Source organism: Streptomyces sp. NPDC055140, assembly GCF_053607285.1.
The window spans coordinates 217,843-237,441 of record NZ_JBSGTG010000009.1 but is presented as its reverse complement, the minus strand read 5'-3'; the positions used below and the strand labels follow the sequence as shown (position 1 = coordinate 237,441).

Below are 19,599 nucleotides of genomic sequence, written 5' to 3'. Positions count from 1 at the left end.
CGCGGCGGTCGTCTCGCTCGGGGCTTCCGCCGCCCTCGCGCCTTCCTCCCGGCGGCCGGTGCGGTGCTCGCCGTGGGACTGCTGCTGGCCGGAGCCGTGGTGCCCGCGCTGGCGAGCAGGATCTCCGGCCGGGTGGAACGGCAGCAGTCCCCGGCCCGCGGAGAGCTGGCGACGTGCGTCGTCGACACCTTCACCGCAACGGCCGGGCTGATCGTCGCCGGTGCCCTGCCGACCCGTCTGGCCATGGTTCGCGCCGCCGACGTGCGCCTGACCGGTCTCGCCACCCGCTCGGCGGCCGCCGCCGCGCTCTCGGCGGGCCTGATCCCCCTGATCACCGGGCTGACCGTCACCGGCTCCGCCGCGCTGGGCATCCAGGGCGTGGCCGGCGGCGCGCTCCCGGGCGTGTGCCTGGCCGTCGTCGTGCTCACCCCCCTCGCCGCCTTCGAAGCCGTCGCGGGCATGCCAACGGCCGCGCAGTTCCGGGAGCGTGCGCGCGTGGCGCGGGCCCGGCTGGACGAGGTGCTCGCGGACTTCCCCGTACTGATCATGGACGAGCCCGCCGAACACCTCGACCTGCCCACCGCCGACGCCCTGACCGCCGATCTGCTCGCCGTCACCGAGGGCCGTACGACCCTGGTCGACCGGCAGGGCGGACGGCTCCGTGACTTGTGCCTGCGCGAGCGGCAGGCGGGCGCCCTGGTTGCCGCGGGCGACGGTGCCTCCGGGCCGGTGGCGCCCATTGATCAACCGGCATAGCCTGACTGGAAGTAGCGTTTTGTCGGCCTTATGCCCGTAATCGTATGGTCGAAGGGTTGAGTGTCTTGAGCATCGACAGTGAGGCGCCGGAAGAGCTGGAACCCAGGGTGGGGCCGATCCCCAAGGAGGATCCGGAGTATCACCCTTACCACCACCCGGCCGCCGGCTGGGGTGCCGCGAAGAGCGTGACCCAGTTCCTCGTGCGCGAGCGTGAGCTGGTGGACGGCCCACGCGCGATCATGAAGATGAACCACGAGAACACGGGCTTCGACTGTCCCGGGTGCGCGTGGCCGGACGACACCAAGGGCCTCAAGCTCGACATCTGCGAGAACGGCATCAAGCACGTCACATGGGAGATGACACGCAAGCGCGTCGAACCCGAGTTCTTCGCCGCCCACACGGTCACCGAGCTGTTCGAGTGGAGCGAATTCAAGCTGGAGGACCAGGGCCGGCTGACCGAGCCGATGGTCTACGACCCCGATACGGACCACTACGTCCCGATCAGCTGGAAGGACGCGTTCGAGCTCGTCGGCAGCACACTGCGTGGTCTTGAGAATCCGAACCAGGCCTCCTTCTACACGTCCGGCAGACTCGGCAACGAGGCCACGTTCCTCTACCAGTTGATGGCCCGTGAGCTGGGCACGAACAACCTGCCCGACTGCTCCAACATGTGCCACGAGGCCAGCGGCCGTGCCATGCAGGCGTCGCTGGGAACCGGCAAGGGAACCGTCGACCTCAAGGACTGGGAGAGCGCCGACGCGCTGTTCATCATGGGGGTCAACGCCGCCTCCAACGCGCCCAGGATGCTCACCGCGCTCGCCGAGGCGTACCACCGCGGCGCGCAGATCGTGCACATCAACCCGCTCGTCGAAGCGGCCGCCACACGCACCATCGTCCCGCACGACTTCATGGACATGGCGCTGTTCAAGACCACCAGGACCAGCACCCTGAACCTCCAGCCGCGGATCGGCGGCGACCTGGCGCTCCTGCGCGGCATGGCCAAGGCGGTGCTGGAGGAAGCCAAGCTGGATCCCAAGGCGCTGGACCAGGAGTTCATCGACCGCCACACCACCGGCTTCGACGCGTACCGGGAGTTGTGCGAGAGCACGTCCTGGGAGGAGCTGGAGAAGCAGTCCGGGGTCAGCCGCGACGACATCCTCAAAGCGGCGCGCGTGTACTGCGATGCCGACCGCAGCATCATCTGCTGGTGCCTGGGCGTGACCCAGCACGAGCACGGCGTCGACACCGTCCGCGAGATCATCAACCTCCTTCTGCTGCGCGGCAATCTGGGACGCGAAGGAGCGGGCCCCTCCCCTGTCCGCGGTCACAGCAACGTCCAGGGGAACCGCACCTGCGGCATCGATCACCGACCCGACGACGCGTTCCTCGACCGCCTCGCCGAGTACTGCAAGATCGACCCGCCGCGTGAGCACGGCCTGGACACCATCGGCACGATCCAGGCCATGCGCCGGGGTGATGTGAAGGTCTTCGTCGGCATGGGCGGCAACTTCGCGCTCGCCGCACCTGATTCGCCGATCACGTACGAGGCCCTGCGCAACTGCGACCTGACGGTCCAGGTGAGCACCAAGCTCAACCGCAGCCACCTCGTGCACGGCCGCCAGGCGCTGATCCTGCCGTGCCTCGGCCGCACCGAGAAGGACCACCAGCGCAAGGGCGTCCAGAGCACGTCCGTCGAGGACTCGATGAGCATGGTGCACATGTCCGTCGGCATGAAGCGCCCCGCGTCGCCGCACCTGCTGTCCGAGCCCGCGATCGTCGCCGGCATGGCCCGCGCGGCCCTGCCCGCCAGCCCCACGCCGTGGGAGTGGTACATCGAGGACTACGACCGGATCCGCGACACCATGTCCCAGGCCCTCGACGGGTTCGAGGACTTCAACCGCCGCGTGCGCCTGCCCCTGGGCTTCCGCCTCAAGCAGCCCGCCCGCGAACTGGTCTTCCTCACCCCGTCCGGTGGCGCGGAGTTCTCCGACGCCGCCCTGCCCGACGTCGTACCGGCGCCCGGCACGCTGGCACTGGGCACCATGCGCTCCCACGACCAGTGGAACACCACCATCTACTCGGACAACGACCGCTACCGCGGCATCAAGAACCTGCGCGAACTCGTCTTCATGAACAAGGACGACATGCGCGAGCGCGGCATCTCCGAGTTCGACCCCGTCGACATCACCAGCACCGCCAGGGACGGCAGCCACCGCTACCTCAACGGCTATCTCGCCATCCCGTACGACATCCCGCGCGGCTGCGCGGCCGGGTACATGCCCGAGATGAACGTGCTCTGCGCACTCGTCGACTACAGCACGCAGAGCGACCAGCCGATCATGAAGCACGTCAAGGTGACCATCGAAGCGGCCGCCTGAGCGGGAGACGCACGCAGGCGGGGCCTCGGCCGGGCTGACGACCGGCCGGGGCTCCGCCGCGTTCGGCAGCAGCGGTCAGGGCCGACGGGAGCAGAATCCGTCGGCCCTCACCCCGTGACGCTGCGTCAGACGGCTTGTCGGATTCCGAGGTGCCGCAACGCGGACCTCGCCGCGCCGGCGCCGCACATGCCGTGTGCGCCGGGGCCGGGCGGGGTGGCGGCGGAGCAGATGAACACGCCGGGCAGACCGGTGCCGTAGGGGTCGAGAGCCGGGCGCGGGCCCAGGAGGAGGTGCGGGACCGTCTTGGCTCCCGTGAGGATGTCGCCCCCGACGAAGTTGGGGTTGGCCGCGGCGAAGTCGGCGGGCCGGGTGACGTGCCGGCCCACGATGCGTTCACGTACGCCGGGGGCGAATCGCTCGATCTGGCGGAGGATCCCCTCGGTGGCGTCCGCGTCGTAGCCGTACGGGACGTGGGCGTAGGCCCAGACAGGGTGTACGTCGCCGACCGAGCGGGAGGGGTCGGCCAGGTACTGCTGGCCGACCAGGACGAAGGGGCGCTCGGGCATCCGTCCGGCCACGACGTCCCGCTCCCCACGTGCCACGTCGGCGAGCGGCCCGCCGAGGTGGACGGTGCCGGAGCGTCGTGCCTCCGGGTTCGTCCAGGGCACGCCGCCTTCGACGGCCAGGTCGATCTTGAAGGCGCCGGGGCCACGGCGGAAGTGCCGGTAGGCGGATCGCACGCGGGCGGGAAGCCGGTCGCCGTAGATGCGGGCGATCTGGTCGGGGGCGAGGTCGAGGAGGGTCACATCGGCGGGCGGGATCTGCGAGGAGTGGGTGATGCGCACGCCGGTGTGGATCGTGCCGCCGTGCTCGCCCAGTACGTCCTCGAGGCTGCGGGCGATGGACTGTGACCCGCCCTCGGCGACGGCCCATCCGGCGGCGTGACCGGCGGTGAGGATGCCCAGGCCGATCGCCGAGCTGAACGGGTGGGTCAGCGGGCGGAGCGCGTGCGCCGCGACGCCGGCCCACAGGGCTTGTGCCTGGGGGGTTCTGAAGAGGCGTGCGAGGACGGTGGCGGGCAGGGTGGTCGGCAGGCCGAAGCGGGCGAGCAGCAGCGGGTGCGTCGGGACGCGCAGCAGGGGGCGCATGACGTCCTGGGCGAGCGCGTCCCAGTGGCGTACCGGCGTTTCGAAGAGTGCCCGATACCGTCCGGCGTCGGCGCCGAGCATGCGGGCGGTGCCCTCGACGGACCGCATCAGTACCCCCGCGCTGCCGTCGTCCAGCGGGTGCACGCAGTCGATGTCCGCCGACTTCCAGCGCAGACCGTGCTGTTCGAGGTCCAGTGAGCGAAGCGCCGGCGAGGTGACGGCCATGGGGTGGATGGCCGAGCAGCGGTCGTGCAGGAGGCCGGGAAGAATGGCCTCGTGGCTGCGGGTGCCGCCGCCGACCTCGTCCGCGGCTTCGAGGAGTGTGACCTCGAGGCCCGTCTTCGCGAGCAGGGCCGCGGCGGCGAGCCCGTTGGGCCCGCCGCCGACGATGACGGCGGACGTCATGACGCCGTGTCCATGGGCGACAGCCCCTCGACGGAGCCGTCCTCGTCGGGCACCGGCCGCAGCGGGTGCAGTGACCGCACCTCGTAGACCGGGTGGTCCGGGCCGTCGGTGGGCCAGGGCTGCCGGGTCACCATGTCGTGCACCTCGACGTGACCGCGTTCCAGCGGGCCGAGGGCGGCGTCGTGAACCTCATACGTCTGAGTCTGCCGGTGGACGGGCCGACTCTCCAGACGGATGACGCGGACCTCCCCGGGGCGCGAAGCCGCAGCGGGCCTGTACGGCACGCAGCGGCTGCTCGTCGTGGAGGTGGCCCTCCCCGAAGTTCCAGCCGATCGCGAACCCGCCGCGGCCTTCGCCCGTCTCGACGACCTGCCGCCCGACGGCCGGAGACGTTCCGGCCGTGCGCGACTTCGTGGCGACGACGCTGGGTGAGCCGGCACGGGCCGGGTGCGCGCAGCCACCCTGCGCGAGACGCCACGGGCGTTCCTCACCCACCACCGCACCTACGCGGCCGCGGCACAGGCGATGAACCTGCACCGCAACTCCGTCCAGTACCGGGGGCAGCAGGCGACTGCGCTGCTGCCGCACGGCGCCCACAGCCTCGACGACGACTTCGACGTCCGCGCCACGCTGCTCACCGCGCACTGGCCGGGCAGCGCGGCCCTTACGTGACGGATCCCCCGCGCCGCCCGCTCACTTGCCGGTGCCGACGGGGTCGACCGTGATGGCAGGGCCGGAGCCGTCGGAGACGGGAACGTTGATGCTGACGGGCAGGGTGTGGGAGTGCGTCTCGTTGGGCGGGGTGACGACGAGGCTGGTGAAGGTCACGCCGGAGCCGCCGGAGTCGTTCGAAGGGTAGTGCAGCGTGAAGCGCGTCTCCTCGCCCGCCTTGACGCTGACGATCGGCGGGGCGAGCTTGCTGCGCTCGGCGCTGACGGTGCCGTCCTTGCCCTTGAGGTCGGCTCCGGGGAATCCCTTGAGGGTGCAGGTGACGGAACCGGTGTTCTTGAGGTTCACGATGAGTGTGCCCTCGGCCATCCCGCCGGAGCTGCTGAAGGCGAGCTGGGAGGTCTGGCAGGCACCTGTACCCGTACCTGAAGCCGCGCCGGAGGAGCCCCCGGCGCTCGCGTCGGATCCCGCCGTGTCCGTGCCCTTGCCGGTGGACGCGCTGCTGCCGCCGGAGTCCTGGGAACCGGAGCTCTGCGAACCCGAGCTCTGGGCGGAAGAGGAGGAGTCGTCCGACCCGGCCGAGGAGTCGTCGCCGCTCTGGCAGGCGGTGAGCGAGAGGCCCGCGGCGACGGCGACGGCGAGGAGGGAGAACTTCTGGACGCGCATGGGGGGTCCCTTTCAGGGTGTGTCCGCTCACTCTTCTCGAGCGAGCCGTACTGATCGCTTGCTGATCGCTCGCCGATCGGTTGAAGATCGGTTGAAGATCGGTTGCCGATCACTAGTTGATCACTTGCTGATCATTGAGACCCTGGCGGCGCGGGGACCGTTCCGCTCAACCACCCTCTAATACATGCCTGTTACAGACGCATGCGGGCGGACAGTGGGCCTGGCCTCCTCCAGGGCGGCCTCGTCGAGCCCGCCCGCATCCGTGAGCAGGTCGCGTACGGGAGTCATCGGCGCGAGCGTCAGGTCGGTGAGGACATGGCCGGCAGAGACGACCTCGAGGACCGGGACGCGATCCTGTCGAGCAGCTCGTCGCTCACTGCTGGAGCTCCATGACGTCCGCGACCACGCAGCCGACGTTGTCGGGACCGCCGATGCCGTTGGCGAGGGCCACGAGAGCGCGGACCGTCTCGTCGGGCTCCCTGGTCTCGACGAGCACGCGCAGGATGTCTTCGCCCGGCACGACGGTCGACAGTCCGTCGGAGCAGAGCAGATACCGGTCTCCGTGCCGCGCATCCTGCAGGCGCATGTCCGGGGTCTCGTCTGCTCCTTGCCCAAGGGCCCGCGTCAGCAGCGACCGCTGGGGGTGGCAGAGGGCCTCTTCGGGGCTGATGCGCCCTTCGTCGACCATCGACTGGACGAGCGTGTGATCGTGCGTGATCTGGAACAGCTCTCCAGCGCGCAGGAGATAGACGCGGGAGTCACCGATGTGCACGAGGGCCAGCTGCGCGCCGGTCCAGAGCATCGCGGTCAGTGTCGTGCCGACCTCAGCTTGTGAGGCCTCCTCGGACGAGGATCCGGCCGAAGGAACGCCGTGCACGGCTCGCTTGGCTTCTTCGATGGCGTCTTCGAGGACGTTGAGGAGATCGCCTGCGGGGACGCTGTCGGTTTCGAAGCGCTTGAGTACGTCGACAGCCGCGGCGCTTGCGGTGGCTCCACCGCTGCCGTAGCCATCGGCGACGGCGAGCACGCGGGACCCGGCGTAGGCGGTGTCCTGGTTGCTCTCACGGACGAGGCCCGTGTCGGACAGTGCGGCGTAACGGATTCCCAGGGGCTTGACGGTCGGGGACATGGCGGGGTCCTTCCAGGACAGATGGTCGATGAGGAAGGTGGCCAGGTCCCGCCGTGCGGCGGTGTCGGCTTCGACCTGGGCCCAGAACGCGCGGATCTCCTGCGCCGCCCCGGCCGCGTCCAGCGTGCTGACGTGCTGGATACGGGTCAGGGGCATTCCCAGACGCCGGAGCCAGGCGACGAGTCGGGCCTGGTCGAGTTGGTCCGGTGCGTAGAGCCGGTAGCCGGTCACCGGGTCGACACGAGCGGGGTTCAGCAGGCCGAGCTCGTCATACAGACGAAGCGCCTTCGGCGACAGCCGGGACGCCTTCGCGAACGCGCCGATGGTCAGCAGCCCCATGCTCGCCCTCCTCCTCATGCCGAGCACGTCGCCCGGCCCCACCGATGCTGCGGCCTCCCCCAAGGTGAAGGTCAACCGCGCCCGTTCCTTGCCCTGTCGGAGCAACCCGGAGTTGGTTGCGTCGGGGCACTTCCGACCTGGCGGATCAGGCCAGTTCGGCCTCCAGCCACTGCAGGACGTCGGGGGTGACCGGGTCGGTGATGTCGGCGAACTCCTCATGGCTCTTGAGGAACTTGGCCACGTAGGGGCAGACGGGGACGATCCTCTTCCCGAGCTTGCGCACGTCGGTGAGTGCCTCCCGGACAAGCCGGCCGGCCAGGCCCTGTCCGGCATACGCCTCGCCGACTTCCGTGTGGAAGAAGACGCGTTGCACGCCGTGGTCGCGGAAGGCGGTCAGGCCGGCACGTACGCCGTCGACCCGTATCTCGTAGCGATGCCGCTCGTCGTTCCGCTCGACGGAGGGAACGGGGGAAGGCTGGGTCATCGGGTTCCTTTCGAAGGGGTCAGCGACGCGGAGGGTTCTTGCGCGGCGCGATGGTGGCATGAGGCAGAGCGGGAGCGGGGAGACGGTCTCCGGGGTAGCCCTCGACTGCGCCGAAACGCTCCGAGGCGCTCTCCCATTCCTCTCGCGCCCGGACGATGTCCGCGTGGCTGCGGCCGATGAAGTTCCACCACATCACGATTTCCTCCTCGAACGGCGGTCCACCGAGGAGGACTGTCCGAGCCGTCTCGTCCGACTCGTTGACGAGGGACAGGGCGTCGACGCCGGGGTGGACATATCCCAGGTCCGCGGGGCGCAGCAGGGTGTCGGCCACCCGGACGTCCCCATGGTCCACGAGTAGACCGTGCTCGAAGTCGGCGTCCACGGCAAGCATGAGCGACGCACGCGGCGCGAGCGTGATCTCGGCGCCGAGCAGGGGCGTGAAGGTCGGCACGGGAGAGGCGGAGCCGGCGAGAGCACCCAGGAAGACCCTGATCTCGGCGCCCTCCATTCGCACCGGCTTGGGCACATGGTGCTGGAAGTCCCGCCCGGTGCGCCGGTGTTCCTCGGGCAGCGCCACCCACAGCTGGACGCCGTGCAGGGTCTTGGTGCGTGGGGTGGAGACCTCGGTGTGGCTGATGCCGTGGCCGCCCGTCATGAGGTTGAGCTCGCCGGGCCGTACGTAGGCGTGGCTGCCGAGGCTGTCGCGGTGCTCGATCTCCCCGCTGAACAGCCAGCTCACCGTCTGCAGTCCGGTATGGGGATGCGGTGCGACATCCATGCCGCCCGAGCGGCCGACATCGTCGGGGCCGTAGTGGTCGGCGAAACACCAGGCACCGATGAGGGTCCGGGATCGCTGCGGGAGCGTACGTCGCACGGTCATCGCCCGCGGCCCGCCGAGCGGGACATCGCGCGGGGCGAGCACGTCGATCCGTGGACCCGTGGCCGGCCGTTCGCCTGCCGCCCCGGATCCGCCACGCCCTCCGGCGTGATCAGCTTCCGCGTCACTCATCGCGGTCACCTCCTCCAACCATGATAGTTTTATGTTCAACAACTTGGTCGATCTTAGAACACGAAACGGCCCCACGTACACATCGGAGCAAGGGCGCCGCGAGCGGCCCGGAGGAGTCCACGTTGAACCGACCGGCGGCGGGATCCGCACCCAGGCGGATCTTCATCGACAAGCAGAGTCCCAAGGCGTACCACGCGCTGGTACAGACGTCGGAGGCGGTGCGCGCGGCGGCCACGGACGCGGGCCTCGACCGCACGCTGGTGGAACTGGTCAACCTCCGCGTGTCGCAGATCAACGGCTGCGCCTACTGCCTCCACGTACACACGCGGGCGGCCCTGCGCGCCGGCGAGACGACACAGCGGCTGGGCGTGCTGCCGGCCTGGCGGGACACGGAACTTTTCAGCCCCACGGAACGAGCGGCGCTGGGACTCGCCGAGGCGACGACGGAGCCCGCCGACGCCACCGCGCAGGAATCCGCCTACACCGCCGCCCGGGCCGCACTCACCGAGGACCAGATCTCCGCCGTGATCTGGGTCGCGATAACGATCAACGCATTCAACCGCGTCTCGATCCTGAGCAAACACCCGGTGCATGCGGACAGTTGACGTGATCTCAGGCATTGCCGCCCGGTGGATCCGGGCAGACGTGGACCTCGGTCCAGTGGCAGCCGTCAGGAGCAGGGCCCGCCGAAATTCGCTTCGGGCGCCGTGGTGGGTGCATCTACCCTGACCCGGTGACGACTCAGGTGATCGTGTTGAACGGTGGGTCCAGTTCGGGCAAGTCCGGGATCGCCCGGTGTCTGCAGGCGGTGCTGCCGGATCCGTGGCTCGCCTTCGGGATCGACTCGCTGATCGAGGCGATGCCCGCGTCCATACGGGAGTCGGGCGACGGGATCGAAATCGCCGAAGACGGCGGAGTCGATGTCGGATCGGTCTTCCGGGAGCTGGAGGCGGCCTGGATGCAGGGGGTCGCCGCGACGGCCGGTGCGGGCGCCCGGATCATCATCGATGACGTCTTCCTCGGCGGAACCGAGTCCCAACAGCGGTGGCAGAAGGCTCTCGGCGCGTTGGACGTGCTGTGGGTGGGGGTCAGATGCGACAGCGCCGTCGCCGCAGGCCGCGAGATCGTCCGCGGGGACCGGGCCCGGGGAATGGCCGCATCGCAAGCGGAGACGGTCCACCGGGACGTTGCCTATGACCTGGAGGTGGACACCACCCACACGGAGTCCCTGCAGTGCGCGCGGACCATCGCCGCCCAGGTCACGTCATCCTCTGTGGGACGGCCCGAATCTTCTGTGGGACGGCCCGAACACGGTCCCCGTGCAGGCGCCGTCTAGGGTGCGATCATGACCTCGCAGAACTACCTCTCCGAACTGTTCTCACTCGACGGCCGGACCGCCGTGGTGACCGGCGGCAGCTCCGGCATCGGCAAGGCCATCGCCGGGGCGCTCGCCCGCGCGGGGGCGAGCGTGGTGATCGTGGCACGCAAGGAGACGGAACTCGCAGCCACTGTGGACGAGTTGACGGCGGACGGTTGCCGGGCAGCCTGGGTGAGTGCGGACCTGAGCACCCGTGACGGGGTGCGCGCGGCGGCGGAGCAGGCGGCCGGGGTGTTCGGCGAGCCCGACATCCTGGTCAACAGCGCCGGGATCAACCTGCGGCCGCCGATGAGTGAGCTCGGCGACGAGGTGTGGGACACCACCATGGCGGTGAACCTGGAGGCGCCCCATCTCCTGGGCCGGCGGTTCGGACCCGGCATGGCCGAGCGGGGCTTCGGACGGATCATCCACATCAGCTCCCAGCAGGCGCACCGGGCGTTCGTCCAGAGCGGAGCCTACGGGGTCTCCAAAGGCGCCCTGGAGGCGCTGGCCCGCTCGCAGGCCGAGGCGTGGTCGCCCCACGGCGTCACCTGCAATACCCTCGTGCCGGGCTTCGTCATGACGCCGCTCAATGCGCGTCTGTCGTCCGACCCGGAGAAGGTGGCCGCGCTGGCCGCACGCACGATGGTCGGGCGCAACGGCCTGGCCGAGGACTTCGCCGGAGCGGCGGTGTTCCTGGCCGGCCGCGCGTCCGCCTATGTCACCGGTCAGGCAATCTTCGTCGACGGCGGATTCTCGGTTCACTGACGGCGGCGTGCGGGCTCAATTGCCGTACAGATCAAGCCGACCGTGCCTACGCATCACGGTCGGCTTCCCGCGCCGCACGTTCCAGTCGGCCGCGATGGTCTTCCCACCACGCCGGGTCGTCGGACGGCATGCTGTCGTTGTCCTTGTTCATCCCCACGGCGCCGTCCACGAGTTCCCGGACGATGTCGGCGTGCCCGGCGTGGCGGTGCGTATCGGCAATGACGCGTACGACGGCATGATTCAGCGTCACCTCGTCCCTGCCGCTGGGCCACCACGGCACCTTGCCGACGGTGTCCAGTGGCAGCGTGTCGATCGTCGCGTCGGCATGTGCCCACGCCCGCCGGTACAGCTCCACGATGAACTCACGCGACTCGTCGACGGTGACCCACATGTCCGCGTTGGGCTCGGCGCCCTCGTCCACCCAGGGCAACGGCTCACCGGACGGCCGGCCGAAGGTGTCGCCGAGATATCCCAACTCCACGCTTGCCACGTGCTTCACCAGACCGAGCAGGTTCGTGCCGGTCGGCGTCAGCGGGCGCCGGACGTCGTACTCGGAGAGCCCGTCGAGCTTCCACAACAGGGCGTCGCGGGCGGACTGCAGATAGAAGTGAAGGTCAGCTTTCGGATCCGAAGCGGTCATGGGACCAGTCTGCCGCCCACGCGAGCGCTGTTCGGGCGTTCAGCCTCCGTCAGCGAACAATATGAACGCTACTGATCACGTCATGGGATTTCGGCTCCGCCCTGCCTAGCATCTCCCCCGCCGCGCAACGGTGCGCGCCGGAGGACGAGGAGCAGGCCCATGGGTATGGCCAGACGCATCGCATCGGGTTTCCGCAGGAGGTCCGGGACCCGTCGGCATCACCGACGCGCGGCGATGGTTGCCGGTATCGCGGGTCTCGTCGCCTGCGCACTTCCCTTGCCGGCTTCAGGTTCGACGACTTCCGCTTCGTCGGCCGCGGCAGGGAGTGGGCCGGCGTCCACCGCCTGTCCCGCGAACCTGACCGGGAAGGCCACCTGTTACGCCGGGCAGGACTCGAACGGCGCCTACTACGCGATCGCCGTCCCGAAGACGTGGAACGGCTCGCTCGTGGTGCACGCCCACGGCGGCCCCGACCTCGGCGCGGGGTCCGACCCCGACCGCAGCGTCGACGACCTGAACCGCTGGGCGGTGATGGTGGACGAGGGTTACGCCTGGGCCGGCTCGTCGTATCGCCGTGGTGGCTACGGGACGCGGATGGCCGCCGCCGACACCGAGAATCTGCGGCGCCTGTTCGTGACCGAGTTCGGCAAGCCGAGGCGGACCTACGTGCACGGCCAGTCCTGGGGCGGCGATGTCGCCGCCAAGGTCGTCGAGACCTACGGCGCGGCGAAGCACGGCCCGTACGACGGAGCCCTGCTCACCAGCGGCGTTCTCGGCGGCGGTTCACGCGGATACGACTACCGGGTCGACCTGCGCGTGGTCTATCAGTACTACTGCCGCAATCATCCCCGGCCCAGCGAGCCTCAGTACCCGCTGTGGGAAGGGCTGCGCGCCGACTCGACCATGACGGCCACGGGGTTGCGGGCGCGCCTTCAGGAATGCACCGGGTACGCCTCCGAGCCCAAGGAGCGGACCGCGGCGCAGCAGCGCAACCTCGACGACATCCTCGCGGTCACGAAGATCCCCGAGCGCACTCTCGAGTCACACCTGCGGTTCGCGACGTTCACGTTCCGCGACATCGTGCACAGCCGGCTCGGCGGCCGCAATCCCTTCAGCAACCAGGGCGTGCGGTACTCCGGTTCCCACGACGACCGGGCGCTCAACGCCGGCGTCGAGCGCTTCTCCGCCGACCCGAGCGCCGTACGCGACCTCTCCTACGACAGCGACCTCACCGGCAAGGTGACCATCCCCGTCCTCACCATGCACGCGATCGACGACCCCACCGCCTTCGTCGAGCACGAGGCCGCTTACCGGGCCGGTCTCCAAGGCGCTCACAGGGAAGGGCACTTGGTGCAGACGTTCACGCGGGAGAGCGAACACAGCGAGCTGAGCAACTCCGAGTACGCCAACTCCATCTCCGCACTGGACGCCTGGGTACGGACCGGGAAGAAGCCGACACCGCATGCGATCGCGGCCTCGTGCTCCGCCTTCGACCACAGGTACGGCACCGGCTGCTTCTACGACCCGGGCTTCTCCCCCAGTCCCTACGCGTCACGGGTGAACCCCCGTCCGGGTGGCCTGCGTTGGCCGGCCATGACCGCCACCCAGGAGAGGACCTGGAGCCGGATCGACGGCGTGGGAATCGCCCCCTGAGACCGTCGGCGTCGGCCTTGACGAACCAGGGCCCGATGCACCGGATTGCCTCACACCGTGGTGATCAGGCCCCCGTCGATCACGAAATCGGAGCCGGTCACGTTGGCGGTTCGGTCGGAGGCCAGGAGCAGTACGAGGTCGGCGACCTCCTGGGGGCGGGTGAAGCGGCCGGTCGCGGCATCCCGCGCGACGTGTTCGACGACCGCGTCCGCCTCAAGTCCACCGGCCTGACCGACAGTTGCCGCCACACCGTCCTTCCCCAGCCACAGATCCGTGGCGACCGGACCCGGACTGACCGTGTTGACGCGGATGCCGCGCGGTCCCAGCTCCTTGGACAGCGACTTGCTGAAGCTCAGCAGTGCCGCCTTCGCCGCGGAGTAGTCGATCACGAGCGGGTCGGGCAGGCGCGCGTTGACGGACGCCACCGTGATGATCGACCCGGCGGCGTGCTGGAGCATCAGCGGCAGGACCTCGCGGGTGGCGCGCACGGAGGCGAGGAAATTGATGTCCAGGGTGGTCGTCCAGTCCTGGTCGGTGACGGACGCGAACCCCTCGGTGCGTGGCCGGACGGCACCTACGTTGTTGACCAGGATGTCGGGCGGCCCGAAGGCGGAAGCCGCCGCCTCGACGAGCGCGGCGGGCCCTTCAGGAGTCCCCAGGTCCACCTCGACGGCCTGTACGGACCCTGTCCGGGCGAGGTCGGCCAGTTCACCGCCCATGTGGCGCGCCCCGGCCGTCACACGGACCCCTTCCGCCACCAGCGCCTTGGTGACGGCCAGGCCGATGCCCTTGCTCGCACCGGTCACCACCGCGGTTCTGCCCTGCAGCTTCAGTTCCATGACACGCCTTTCTGCGCCGAGCAGCGACCGACCACCGCACGAACGGGACGGCGTTCCACGATACGGATTCCGGCAGCGCACGCGGCGCGACGCGCGGCAACGCCGTGTGGGGCCGAATGGGGGGCAGGGCGGCCTCACCATCACCGTCCAACGGCGGGAACGTCATCGCTGCCCAGGCGTCGGTCCGGCCGGCACGGCCGTAGCAGGATCGGTCACCATCGCGGCCCACTGATCGGCGAACGCACCCCACAGCGCGCGCAACTCTGTCTCCGCCCGAGCCACCTCGGCCACCACACCGGTGGGTTCGAGTCCGAGGGCGTGCAGCGGGCCGACGTCCGACGTTCCCCAGGTACGGATGTCGTCCGCCAGGACCTCGGGGTGGAACTGCACTCCCCAGACCGATGTGCCGATCCGGTAGGACTGGTGGGCGCAGCGTTCGCCGGTGACGAGCGGAACTGCTCCGTCGGGGAGAATGCCGGTTTCCTCCCAGTGCCATTGCACCGCGCGCAACCGTCCACCCGCATTCGTGAGGGGCCCGAACAGCCGGTCCTCCACGGCCTCCTGAAGTGGTGTGAGTTCGCAGAGGCCGACCTCGGGGAGCGCGGCGCGCCGGACTTCGCCGCCGCACGCCACAGTCAGCAGTTCCATGCCCAGGCAGATAGCCAGCGTGGGCAGGTCGCGAGCCACGGCCTGGCGCAGCAGTTCACGTACGGCAGGCAGCCAGGGCGCGCGTTCATCGTCGTGCGGGCCCATCGAACCGCCGAGGACGAGCAGCGCGTCGTGGTCATCCAGATTTCGGGGCAGTGCGTCTCCCGCCCAGGGGCGGCGCATGTCTGTCAACAGCCCTTGTACTGCGAGGCGTTCACCGACCTGGGCCGGACCCGTACCGTCCTCGTGCTCGACGACGAGCACCCGCGCAGCGCTCACCGCCGCCCCTCCTCGATCCGTACATCCTGATGCAGGAAACACAGCACCGCCTTCCCTCAGAGAGTGGTGGACAGGTCGTCCCATGGGACGTGATCGACCGCACGGCCGTGAGGGTCGAGGAGTCGGCCCATGCGCTTGGCAGTGATGAGCGTGACCGTGCGGTCGAGCACACGCAGATCCGGTAGCTGCTCACACATGTGGGCCTCGAAGCCCGTGACGTCTTCCGTCGTGCGCAGCCAGGCGATGACCAGGAAGTCTGCTGTCCCGCTCACGGCGCTGCACAGCCGGACCTCGGGCATGAGGCCGAGCGTTCGTGCTGCCGCGGTCAGCCGGTCGGCGGGGAGGTCGATGCGGTAGGTGGCGGTGAGCGGCCAGCCGGCGGCGCCCTGGGCGAAGTCGCAGCGGAAGTGGACCGACCGCGTCTCCATCAGCCGCTGGAGCCTGCGGCGCACCGTCGCCTCGCTGACGCCCAGGTCCCGGGCCAGTTCCTGGTGGCTTCGCCGCCCGTCCCGGCCGAGGGCGGCGATGAGTGCCGCGTCGGCGGTGGCCCCGGTCGGGGAGCGGCGCGGAGGTTGCTGCTGGGGCACCAGCAGCGAGCGTTGCTGCCGGTCCAGGGCGCGCATGCGCCAGCCGCTCCCCTCTTGGTAGAGGCGCAGGCCGAGGTGGATGGCCGTCGCCTCCACGCCGGGCGCTGTGGCCAGATCCCGGCGTACGAGCGCGGCGAGTGCGGCCGGCGTCGGGGCGGCCACGGTCAGGAACAGATCGAAGTCACCCGTGACCTCCTCGACGCTGAGGACTTGGGGCAGCGCGCACAGGTGGCGTGTCACTTCGTCGACGGTGTTCGGCCGGCAGCGTACGTCGACGTAGGCGAAGCTCGTCATGCTCGCGGACGGGTAGGCCGTCAGCCAAGCGAGCCCCTGGCCGACCAGCCGGTGCCAGCGCCGGGCCGCGGAGGTGGCGTCCACGCCGAGCGCGGGCCCGATCTGTGACCAGGGCGCGCGCGGGCTGTGCTGGAGAGCCTCGATCAACGCCAGGTCCGACTCCTGAAGCGAACCGGCCGCCGCATCCCGGTGTCCGGGCGAAGCTTGTGGGCTGCTAGCGGGCATGACTCATGGATCTCCGTCGAATTCCTGCGTTATCACGGGCAAGTGATCAACGATCCCCATCCTGGACTCACTTCGGCCCCGGTGTCGACCCCCGACCCCGCCGGAGACCTGGGAGGACTGACATGGAGACCGACGGATCGCTGACCGCTGCCGCGCCGCGCGAGGGTGTTGCCCTGCGGGACGGCCTCGACGCCCGGCTGCCCGGCCTCGGCCTGCTCTACCGCGATCTGCACTCCCATCCCGAGCTGTCCATGGAGGAGCACCGTACGGCCGGGATCGTCGCCGCGGAGCTGCGCGGGCAGGGCTGGCATGTCACCGAGGGCGTCGGCGGCACGGGAGTGGTCGGGCTGCTGCGCAACGGCGAAGGACCGGTGGTCGCGCTCCGGGCCGACATGGACGGGCTCCCCGTACGCGAGGCGACGGGACTCGACTACGCGTCCACGGATACCGCGCTGTCGCCGGACGGCGAGCCGGTTCCGCTCATGCACGCCTGCGGCCACGACCTGCACACGGCGGCTCTGCTCGGTGCCACCGCCCAGCTCGCGGCGCACCGGGAACTCTGGCACGGCACGCTGCTGGCGATCTTCCAGCCCGGCGAGGAGACAGCCGCCGGGGCCAGGGCCATGCTGGCCGACGGTCTCCTGGAGCGGTTCCCGCGCCCCGACGTGGTGCTCGGCCAGCATGTGGGGCCGCTTCCCCTGGGTTCGGTGGCGACGCGCGCCGGTGTGCTGATGGCCGCGGCGGACAGTCTCAGGGCACGTCTGCTCGGACGGGGCGGGCACGGTTCGGCTCCGCACACCACGGTCGACCCCGTGGTCATGGCGGCGGCGACGGTCATGCGGTTGCAGGGGATTGTGGCCCGCGAGGTCTCGCCGACGGAGTCGGCGGTCGTCACGGTGGGCTCGCTGCGGGCGGGCACCAAGGAGAACATCATCCCCGAGGAGGCCGAACTCAAGATCAATATCAGGACGTTCGACGCCGCCGTGCGGGAACGGGTGCTCGCCGCGGTGCGCCGAACGGTCGAAGGCGAGGCGGCGACCTCCGGCGCGCCTCGCCCACCGGAGTTCAGCGAGCTCAACTCCTTTCCCCTGACGGTCAATTCGGCCGAAGCAACGCAACGCACCGTCCAGGCGATTGCAGCGGGCGGCGCCGAGGTGCACACCATGCGCTCCCCGCTGTCAGGCAGCGAGGACTTCGGCCTGCTCGCCACCGCGGCCGATTGCCCGTCCGTCTTCTGGTTCTTCGGCGGTACGGAGCCCAGCGGCTGGGAGGGCGCCGATCCGGCAGGCGAGCAGCCGTCCACCGTGCACGGCAACCACTCCCCGTTCTTCGCACCGGTGGCGGATCCAGCGCTGCGCAACGGGGTCACGCATCTGCTCGACGCCGCCGCGGAGTGGCTCGACTCGATGTGAACCTGGTGCCGGTCCCGGGCCGAGGCCTATGCGCACGCGAACCGTGGGGTCGTACGGCGTCGCGCTCAGCCCCGGCCCTCCGGACGCCGCGCCACAAAGACGAACTCCCTGCCGGGGCGGTCGGCGGCGTCACGAACCTCGTCGACCACAAAGCCTCGCGATACCAACTGCGCCTCGATCTCTGGCCGTTCACGGAACCGCAGGGTCGAATCGGAGGTCAGCACCTCACCGTCCTCGGCGAATACGTACGTCCACCGAAACGTCACCAACGGCCCACTCACGTCGGTCACCTCGACCCAGCTCTCGACCACGCCGACTCCCGGGATCCGCGTCTTCGAGTACGACTCCTCGCGGTTCCACTCCTCCCAGGCACGTCCGGCCGGGTCCCTCGTCTCGAACACCAGGCGCCCGCCGGGCCGCAGTGCCTCGTACGCCCCATGCAGCGTCCGCCGCCAGATGGTCGGATCGACAATGGCCTGCGCGACGTTCGCCGTCATGGTCGTCAGATCCGTCCGCAGGGGCGGGAGCGCTGTCGCGTCGCCGCGGATCCAGCGCACCCGCTCACTGCCGGGCTTGCCTCGGGCCACATCGACGGACGCCCGCGCGGGGTCGACCCCCACGACCTCGATCCCCCGATCGGCGAGCAGGAGCGCGAACACTCCCGTCCCGCAGCCGATGTCCAGCACCCGACGCGCTCCGAACTCCTCCGCCATACCCACGTACGCGTCGAGATCGCTGCGGTCAGGATCGAGCGCGTCATACACCGCGGCGAGCCGTGGATGCTCAAATTCCTCATCTGCCATGCGACCGAAGGTATCGGGCACGATCAGTGAACCTCGCGTAGCCTCCGGCCAGTTCCGCTCGGCACAACCGCGGCGCGGCCTCATGCGTCCAACCACAGAACGCGGGCAGGAGCCGGCAACGGGGGAACGGGGACGCGGGCCATGGGGAAATACACGGTCGCCCAGCACATCGCGCGGTTCTTCTGGCTTCCGCGCGGTACGGAACGGCATCAACCCACGTCGTACGCGCGCCTGACAGGGATCTGGCTGGCGTCGATCGCCGTCGGGACGGCGGTCACCGTGGCCGGTGGGGACGCGGAGTACGGCGGCGCCGACATCATGGCGGTGATCGTCGTCCTGAACGTCGTCGACGACATCATCACGGGCGTGCGGCACCGCTGGCCGGCCGCCCTCGCGGCAGTGGCCCTCCTGTACGGCGGGAGCCGGCTCACCGGCGCCTTCCTGTCCGACTCCCTCGACGCGGACTGGGCCACGACCATCGCCGCCGCCGTCGGTGTCACGCTCGCCCTCGCGGCAACGGCCACCCTCACCCGGCTCCCGCAACGCCTGGCGATGACGGCCCGGTGAGTCGTATGGCGCCGGTCGGTACCGGCCGGTCACCCGAGGGTCCTGATGCGACTCAGCCTCGAGTGACCTGGACGGCCCGCGGCAGCCACCACGTGCCCCGCGCTCCGGGAGTGCGGGGCCGTGCAGTGCTCTGGAGCTGGTCACGCGGTGACGGAGTACCACCGCGAGCAGATGGCCTCGCCCTTCACCACGCAGACGCGCATGTTGAGGGTGTGGCCCTCCGGAAGGTTCCGGGTGTTGCAGTGGACGGCCGCGGCGGTGTCGTGATTGGTGTTCGCGGAGAGACCGACGGCGAGTTCGGCGCGGATGCAGTAGCCGTCGCCCGTGCCGTCCTCGGCACACACGAGGCCGCCGGCGGCGACCGAGGCGCCTCGCTTGGTGATCTGCATGGGATGTTCCCCCTGCAGTGGTGGCCCGCCTGGCCGCACCTTCGCGGGCAGCCCAGTGGCTTCCGGCGACGCGGTACGAGGTCGTGGCTCCCGTGCCGGTGCCTCGACGCGCAGGCAGCGGACGGCATACAGCGAGAAGTCCAGGGCCTGGTCAT

Annotated in this window: 23 protein-coding genes; 10 read left to right on the top strand and 13 right to left on the bottom strand. The window is 70.0% G+C overall.

The window, feature by feature from the left end:
- Window positions 1–72: 72 nt before the first annotated feature.
- A complete protein-coding gene (locus tag ACWFR4_RS19845; RefSeq protein WP_453653643.1) occupies window positions 73–756 on the top strand; it encodes a hypothetical protein in 684 nt (227 codons plus the stop codon).
- A 44-nt stretch (window positions 757–800) separates the two neighbouring features.
- A complete protein-coding gene (locus ACWFR4_RS19840; RefSeq protein WP_453653641.1) occupies window positions 801–3,134 on the top strand; it encodes an FdhF/YdeP family oxidoreductase in 2,334 nt (777 codons plus the stop codon).
- A 125-nt stretch (window positions 3,135–3,259) separates the two neighbouring features.
- On the opposite strand, the gene ACWFR4_RS19835 is transcribed toward ACWFR4_RS19840, so the two are convergent.
- The 3 genes from ACWFR4_RS19835 to ACWFR4_RS19825 are packed head-to-tail and all read right to left on the bottom strand — an operon-like array spanning window position 3,260 to window position 5,182.
- Window positions 3,260–4,687, bottom strand: a complete 1,428-nt coding sequence (locus tag ACWFR4_RS19835; RefSeq protein WP_453653640.1) for a phytoene desaturase family protein — start codon at window positions 4,685–4,687, stop codon at window positions 3,260–3,262.
- A complete protein-coding gene (locus ACWFR4_RS19830; protein WP_453653745.1) occupies window positions 4,684–4,821 on the bottom strand; it encodes a hypothetical protein in 138 nt (45 codons plus the stop codon). Before ACWFR4_RS19830 ends, ACWFR4_RS19835 begins: the two co-directional genes overlap by 4 nt.
- Before the next feature lie 55 nt (window positions 4,822–4,876).
- Window positions 4,877–5,182 (bottom strand): DUF3556 domain-containing protein, encoded by a 306-nt coding sequence (locus ACWFR4_RS19825; RefSeq protein ID WP_453653638.1) that lies wholly within the window; start codon window positions 5,180–5,182, stop codon window positions 4,877–4,879.
- Here ACWFR4_RS19825 and ACWFR4_RS19820 point away from each other — a divergent pair.
- A complete protein-coding gene (locus ACWFR4_RS19820) occupies window positions 5,135–5,359 on the top strand; it encodes a helix-turn-helix domain-containing protein (protein ID WP_453653636.1) in 225 nt (74 codons plus the stop codon). The two genes, ACWFR4_RS19825 and ACWFR4_RS19820, sit on opposite strands and share 48 nt — an antisense overlap.
- 21 nt (window positions 5,360–5,380) lie before the next feature.
- Here ACWFR4_RS19820 and ACWFR4_RS19815 read toward each other — a convergent pair whose 3' ends face one another.
- On the bottom strand, window positions 5,381–6,022 hold the full coding sequence (locus tag ACWFR4_RS19815; protein ID WP_453653634.1) for a DUF4232 domain-containing protein: 642 nt from the start codon (window positions 6,020–6,022) through the stop codon (window positions 5,381–5,383).
- 201 nt (window positions 6,023–6,223) lie between these two features.
- On the opposite strand from ACWFR4_RS19815, the gene ACWFR4_RS19810 reads away from it, so the two are divergent.
- The gene (locus ACWFR4_RS19810) at window positions 6,224–6,415 is read left to right on the top strand and encodes a hypothetical protein (protein WP_453468581.1); all 192 of its coding nucleotides are present in this window, start codon (window positions 6,224–6,226) and stop codon (window positions 6,413–6,415) included.
- Here the strand turns inward: ACWFR4_RS19810 and ACWFR4_RS19805 are convergent.
- From ACWFR4_RS19805 to ACWFR4_RS19795, 3 genes are all read right to left on the bottom strand, one after another.
- Window positions 6,396–7,490 carry a protein phosphatase 2C domain-containing protein gene (locus tag ACWFR4_RS19805; protein WP_453653632.1) on the bottom strand — a complete coding sequence of 365 codons (1,095 nt, stop codon included), beginning with the start codon at window positions 7,488–7,490 and terminating at the stop codon, window positions 6,396–6,398. The genes ACWFR4_RS19810 and ACWFR4_RS19805 overlap by 20 nt on opposite strands.
- 145 nt (window positions 7,491–7,635) lie before the next feature.
- Window positions 7,636–7,974, bottom strand: a complete 339-nt coding sequence (locus ACWFR4_RS19800) for a GNAT family N-acetyltransferase (RefSeq protein WP_383993218.1) — start codon at window positions 7,972–7,974, stop codon at window positions 7,636–7,638.
- Window positions 7,975–7,993: 19 nt separating this feature from the next.
- A complete protein-coding gene (locus ACWFR4_RS19795; protein ID WP_453653630.1) occupies window positions 7,994–8,983 on the bottom strand; it encodes a pirin family protein in 990 nt (329 codons plus the stop codon).
- Between the two features lie 122 nt (window positions 8,984–9,105).
- Between ACWFR4_RS19795 and ACWFR4_RS19790 the strand changes: the two genes are divergently transcribed.
- From ACWFR4_RS19790 to ACWFR4_RS19780, 3 genes are all read left to right on the top strand, one after another.
- Window positions 9,106–9,588, top strand: coding sequence for a carboxymuconolactone decarboxylase family protein (locus ACWFR4_RS19790; protein ID WP_382509081.1), 483 nt, complete (start codon window positions 9,106–9,108; stop codon window positions 9,586–9,588).
- Window positions 9,589–9,716: 128 nt separating this feature from the next.
- Window positions 9,717–10,319 carry a chloramphenicol phosphotransferase CPT gene (gene cpt / locus ACWFR4_RS19785; protein ID WP_453653628.1) on the top strand — a complete coding sequence of 201 codons (603 nt, stop codon included), beginning with the start codon at window positions 9,717–9,719 and terminating at the stop codon, window positions 10,317–10,319.
- 9 nt (window positions 10,320–10,328) lie between these two features.
- Complete coding sequence (locus tag ACWFR4_RS19780) at window positions 10,329–11,108, top strand: SDR family NAD(P)-dependent oxidoreductase (protein WP_453653626.1); 780 nt, start codon at window positions 10,329–10,331, stop codon at window positions 11,106–11,108.
- A gap of 46 nt (window positions 11,109–11,154) precedes the next feature.
- Here ACWFR4_RS19780 and ACWFR4_RS19775 read toward each other — a convergent pair whose 3' ends face one another.
- Window positions 11,155–11,748 carry a DinB family protein gene (locus ACWFR4_RS19775; protein WP_453653624.1) on the bottom strand — a complete coding sequence of 198 codons (594 nt, stop codon included), beginning with the start codon at window positions 11,746–11,748 and terminating at the stop codon, window positions 11,155–11,157.
- A 165-nt stretch (window positions 11,749–11,913) separates the two neighbouring features.
- Between ACWFR4_RS19775 and ACWFR4_RS19770 the strand changes: the two genes are divergently transcribed.
- A complete protein-coding gene (locus ACWFR4_RS19770; protein ID WP_453653739.1) occupies window positions 11,914–13,401 on the top strand; it encodes a hypothetical protein in 1,488 nt (495 codons plus the stop codon).
- Between the two features lie 50 nt (window positions 13,402–13,451).
- Here ACWFR4_RS19770 and ACWFR4_RS19765 read toward each other — a convergent pair whose 3' ends face one another.
- The 3 genes from ACWFR4_RS19765 to ACWFR4_RS19755 all read right to left on the bottom strand — a co-directional run bounded on the left by ACWFR4_RS19765 (window position 13,452) and on the right by ACWFR4_RS19755 (window position 16,273).
- On the bottom strand, window positions 13,452–14,240 hold the full coding sequence (locus ACWFR4_RS19765; RefSeq protein WP_453469245.1) for an oxidoreductase: 789 nt from the start codon (window positions 14,238–14,240) through the stop codon (window positions 13,452–13,454).
- Window positions 14,241–14,402: 162 nt separating this feature from the next.
- Complete coding sequence (locus tag ACWFR4_RS19760; protein ID WP_453653622.1) at window positions 14,403–15,167, bottom strand: type 1 glutamine amidotransferase; 765 nt, start codon at window positions 15,165–15,167, stop codon at window positions 14,403–14,405.
- Between the two features lie 56 nt (window positions 15,168–15,223).
- Entirely contained in the window at window positions 15,224–16,273 is a 1,050-nt protein-coding gene (locus ACWFR4_RS19755; protein WP_453653620.1) for an Lrp/AsnC family transcriptional regulator, read from the bottom strand.
- Between the two features lie 122 nt (window positions 16,274–16,395).
- Between ACWFR4_RS19755 and ACWFR4_RS19750 the strand changes: the two genes are divergently transcribed.
- Complete coding sequence (locus ACWFR4_RS19750; RefSeq protein ID WP_453653618.1) at window positions 16,396–17,685, top strand: amidohydrolase; 1,290 nt, start codon at window positions 16,396–16,398, stop codon at window positions 17,683–17,685.
- A 65-nt stretch (window positions 17,686–17,750) separates the two neighbouring features.
- Here ACWFR4_RS19750 and ACWFR4_RS19745 read toward each other — a convergent pair whose 3' ends face one another.
- Window positions 17,751–18,488 (bottom strand): class I SAM-dependent methyltransferase, encoded by a 738-nt coding sequence (locus ACWFR4_RS19745; protein ID WP_453468957.1) that lies wholly within the window; start codon window positions 18,486–18,488, stop codon window positions 17,751–17,753.
- Window positions 18,489–18,629: 141 nt separating this feature from the next.
- Between ACWFR4_RS19745 and ACWFR4_RS19740 the strand changes: the two genes are divergently transcribed.
- A complete protein-coding gene (locus ACWFR4_RS19740) occupies window positions 18,630–19,055 on the top strand; it encodes a hypothetical protein (RefSeq protein WP_453468956.1) in 426 nt (141 codons plus the stop codon).
- Window positions 19,056–19,195: 140 nt separating this feature from the next.
- On the opposite strand, the gene ACWFR4_RS19735 is transcribed toward ACWFR4_RS19740, so the two are convergent.
- Window positions 19,196–19,444, bottom strand: a complete 249-nt coding sequence (locus ACWFR4_RS19735) for a hypothetical protein (RefSeq protein ID WP_453468955.1) — start codon at window positions 19,442–19,444, stop codon at window positions 19,196–19,198.
- Window positions 19,445–19,599 lie beyond the last annotated feature (155 nt).

Bases quoted from the DNA above. Each gene is read 5' to 3' on its own strand.
- ACWFR4_RS19840 (WP_453653641.1), top strand. From the start codon at position 801: ATGGTCGAAGGGTTGAGTGTCTTGAGCATCGACAGTGAGGCGCCGGAA.
- ACWFR4_RS19835 (WP_453653640.1), bottom strand. From the start codon at position 4,687: ATGACGTCCGCCGTCATCGTCGGCGGCGGGCCCAACGGGCTCGCCGCC.
- ACWFR4_RS19830 (WP_453653745.1), bottom strand. From the start codon at position 4,821: ATGGTGACCCGGCAGCCCTGGCCCACCGACGGCCCGGACCACCCGGTC.
- ACWFR4_RS19815 (WP_453653634.1), bottom strand. From the start codon at position 6,022: ATGCGCGTCCAGAAGTTCTCCCTCCTCGCCGTCGCCGTCGCCGCGGGC.
- ACWFR4_RS19810 (WP_453468581.1), top strand. From the start codon at position 6,224: ATGCGGGCGGACAGTGGGCCTGGCCTCCTCCAGGGCGGCCTCGTCGAG.
- ACWFR4_RS19805 (WP_453653632.1), bottom strand. From the start codon at position 7,490: ATGGGGCTGCTGACCATCGGCGCGTTCGCGAAGGCGTCCCGGCTGTCG.
- ACWFR4_RS19800 (WP_383993218.1), bottom strand. From the start codon at position 7,974: ATGACCCAGCCTTCCCCCGTTCCCTCCGTCGAGCGGAACGACGAGCGG.
- ACWFR4_RS19795 (WP_453653630.1), bottom strand. From the start codon at position 8,983: ATGAGTGACGCGGAAGCTGATCACGCCGGAGGGCGTGGCGGATCCGGG.
- ACWFR4_RS19780 (WP_453653626.1), top strand. From the start codon at position 10,329: ATGACCTCGCAGAACTACCTCTCCGAACTGTTCTCACTCGACGGCCGG.
- ACWFR4_RS19775 (WP_453653624.1), bottom strand. From the start codon at position 11,748: ATGACCGCTTCGGATCCGAAAGCTGACCTTCACTTCTATCTGCAGTCC.
- ACWFR4_RS19770 (WP_453653739.1), top strand. From the start codon at position 11,914: ATGGCCAGACGCATCGCATCGGGTTTCCGCAGGAGGTCCGGGACCCGT.
- ACWFR4_RS19765 (WP_453469245.1), bottom strand. From the start codon at position 14,240: ATGGAACTGAAGCTGCAGGGCAGAACCGCGGTGGTGACCGGTGCGAGC.
- ACWFR4_RS19755 (WP_453653620.1), bottom strand. From the start codon at position 16,273: ATGCCCGCTAGCAGCCCACAAGCTTCGCCCGGACACCGGGATGCGGCG.
- ACWFR4_RS19750 (WP_453653618.1), top strand. From the start codon at position 16,396: ATGGAGACCGACGGATCGCTGACCGCTGCCGCGCCGCGCGAGGGTGTT.
- ACWFR4_RS19745 (WP_453468957.1), bottom strand. From the start codon at position 18,488: ATGGCAGATGAGGAATTTGAGCATCCACGGCTCGCCGCGGTGTATGAC.
- ACWFR4_RS19740 (WP_453468956.1), top strand. From the start codon at position 18,630: ATGGGGAAATACACGGTCGCCCAGCACATCGCGCGGTTCTTCTGGCTT.
- ACWFR4_RS19735 (WP_453468955.1), bottom strand. From the start codon at position 19,444: ATGCAGATCACCAAGCGAGGCGCCTCGGTCGCCGCCGGCGGCCTCGTG.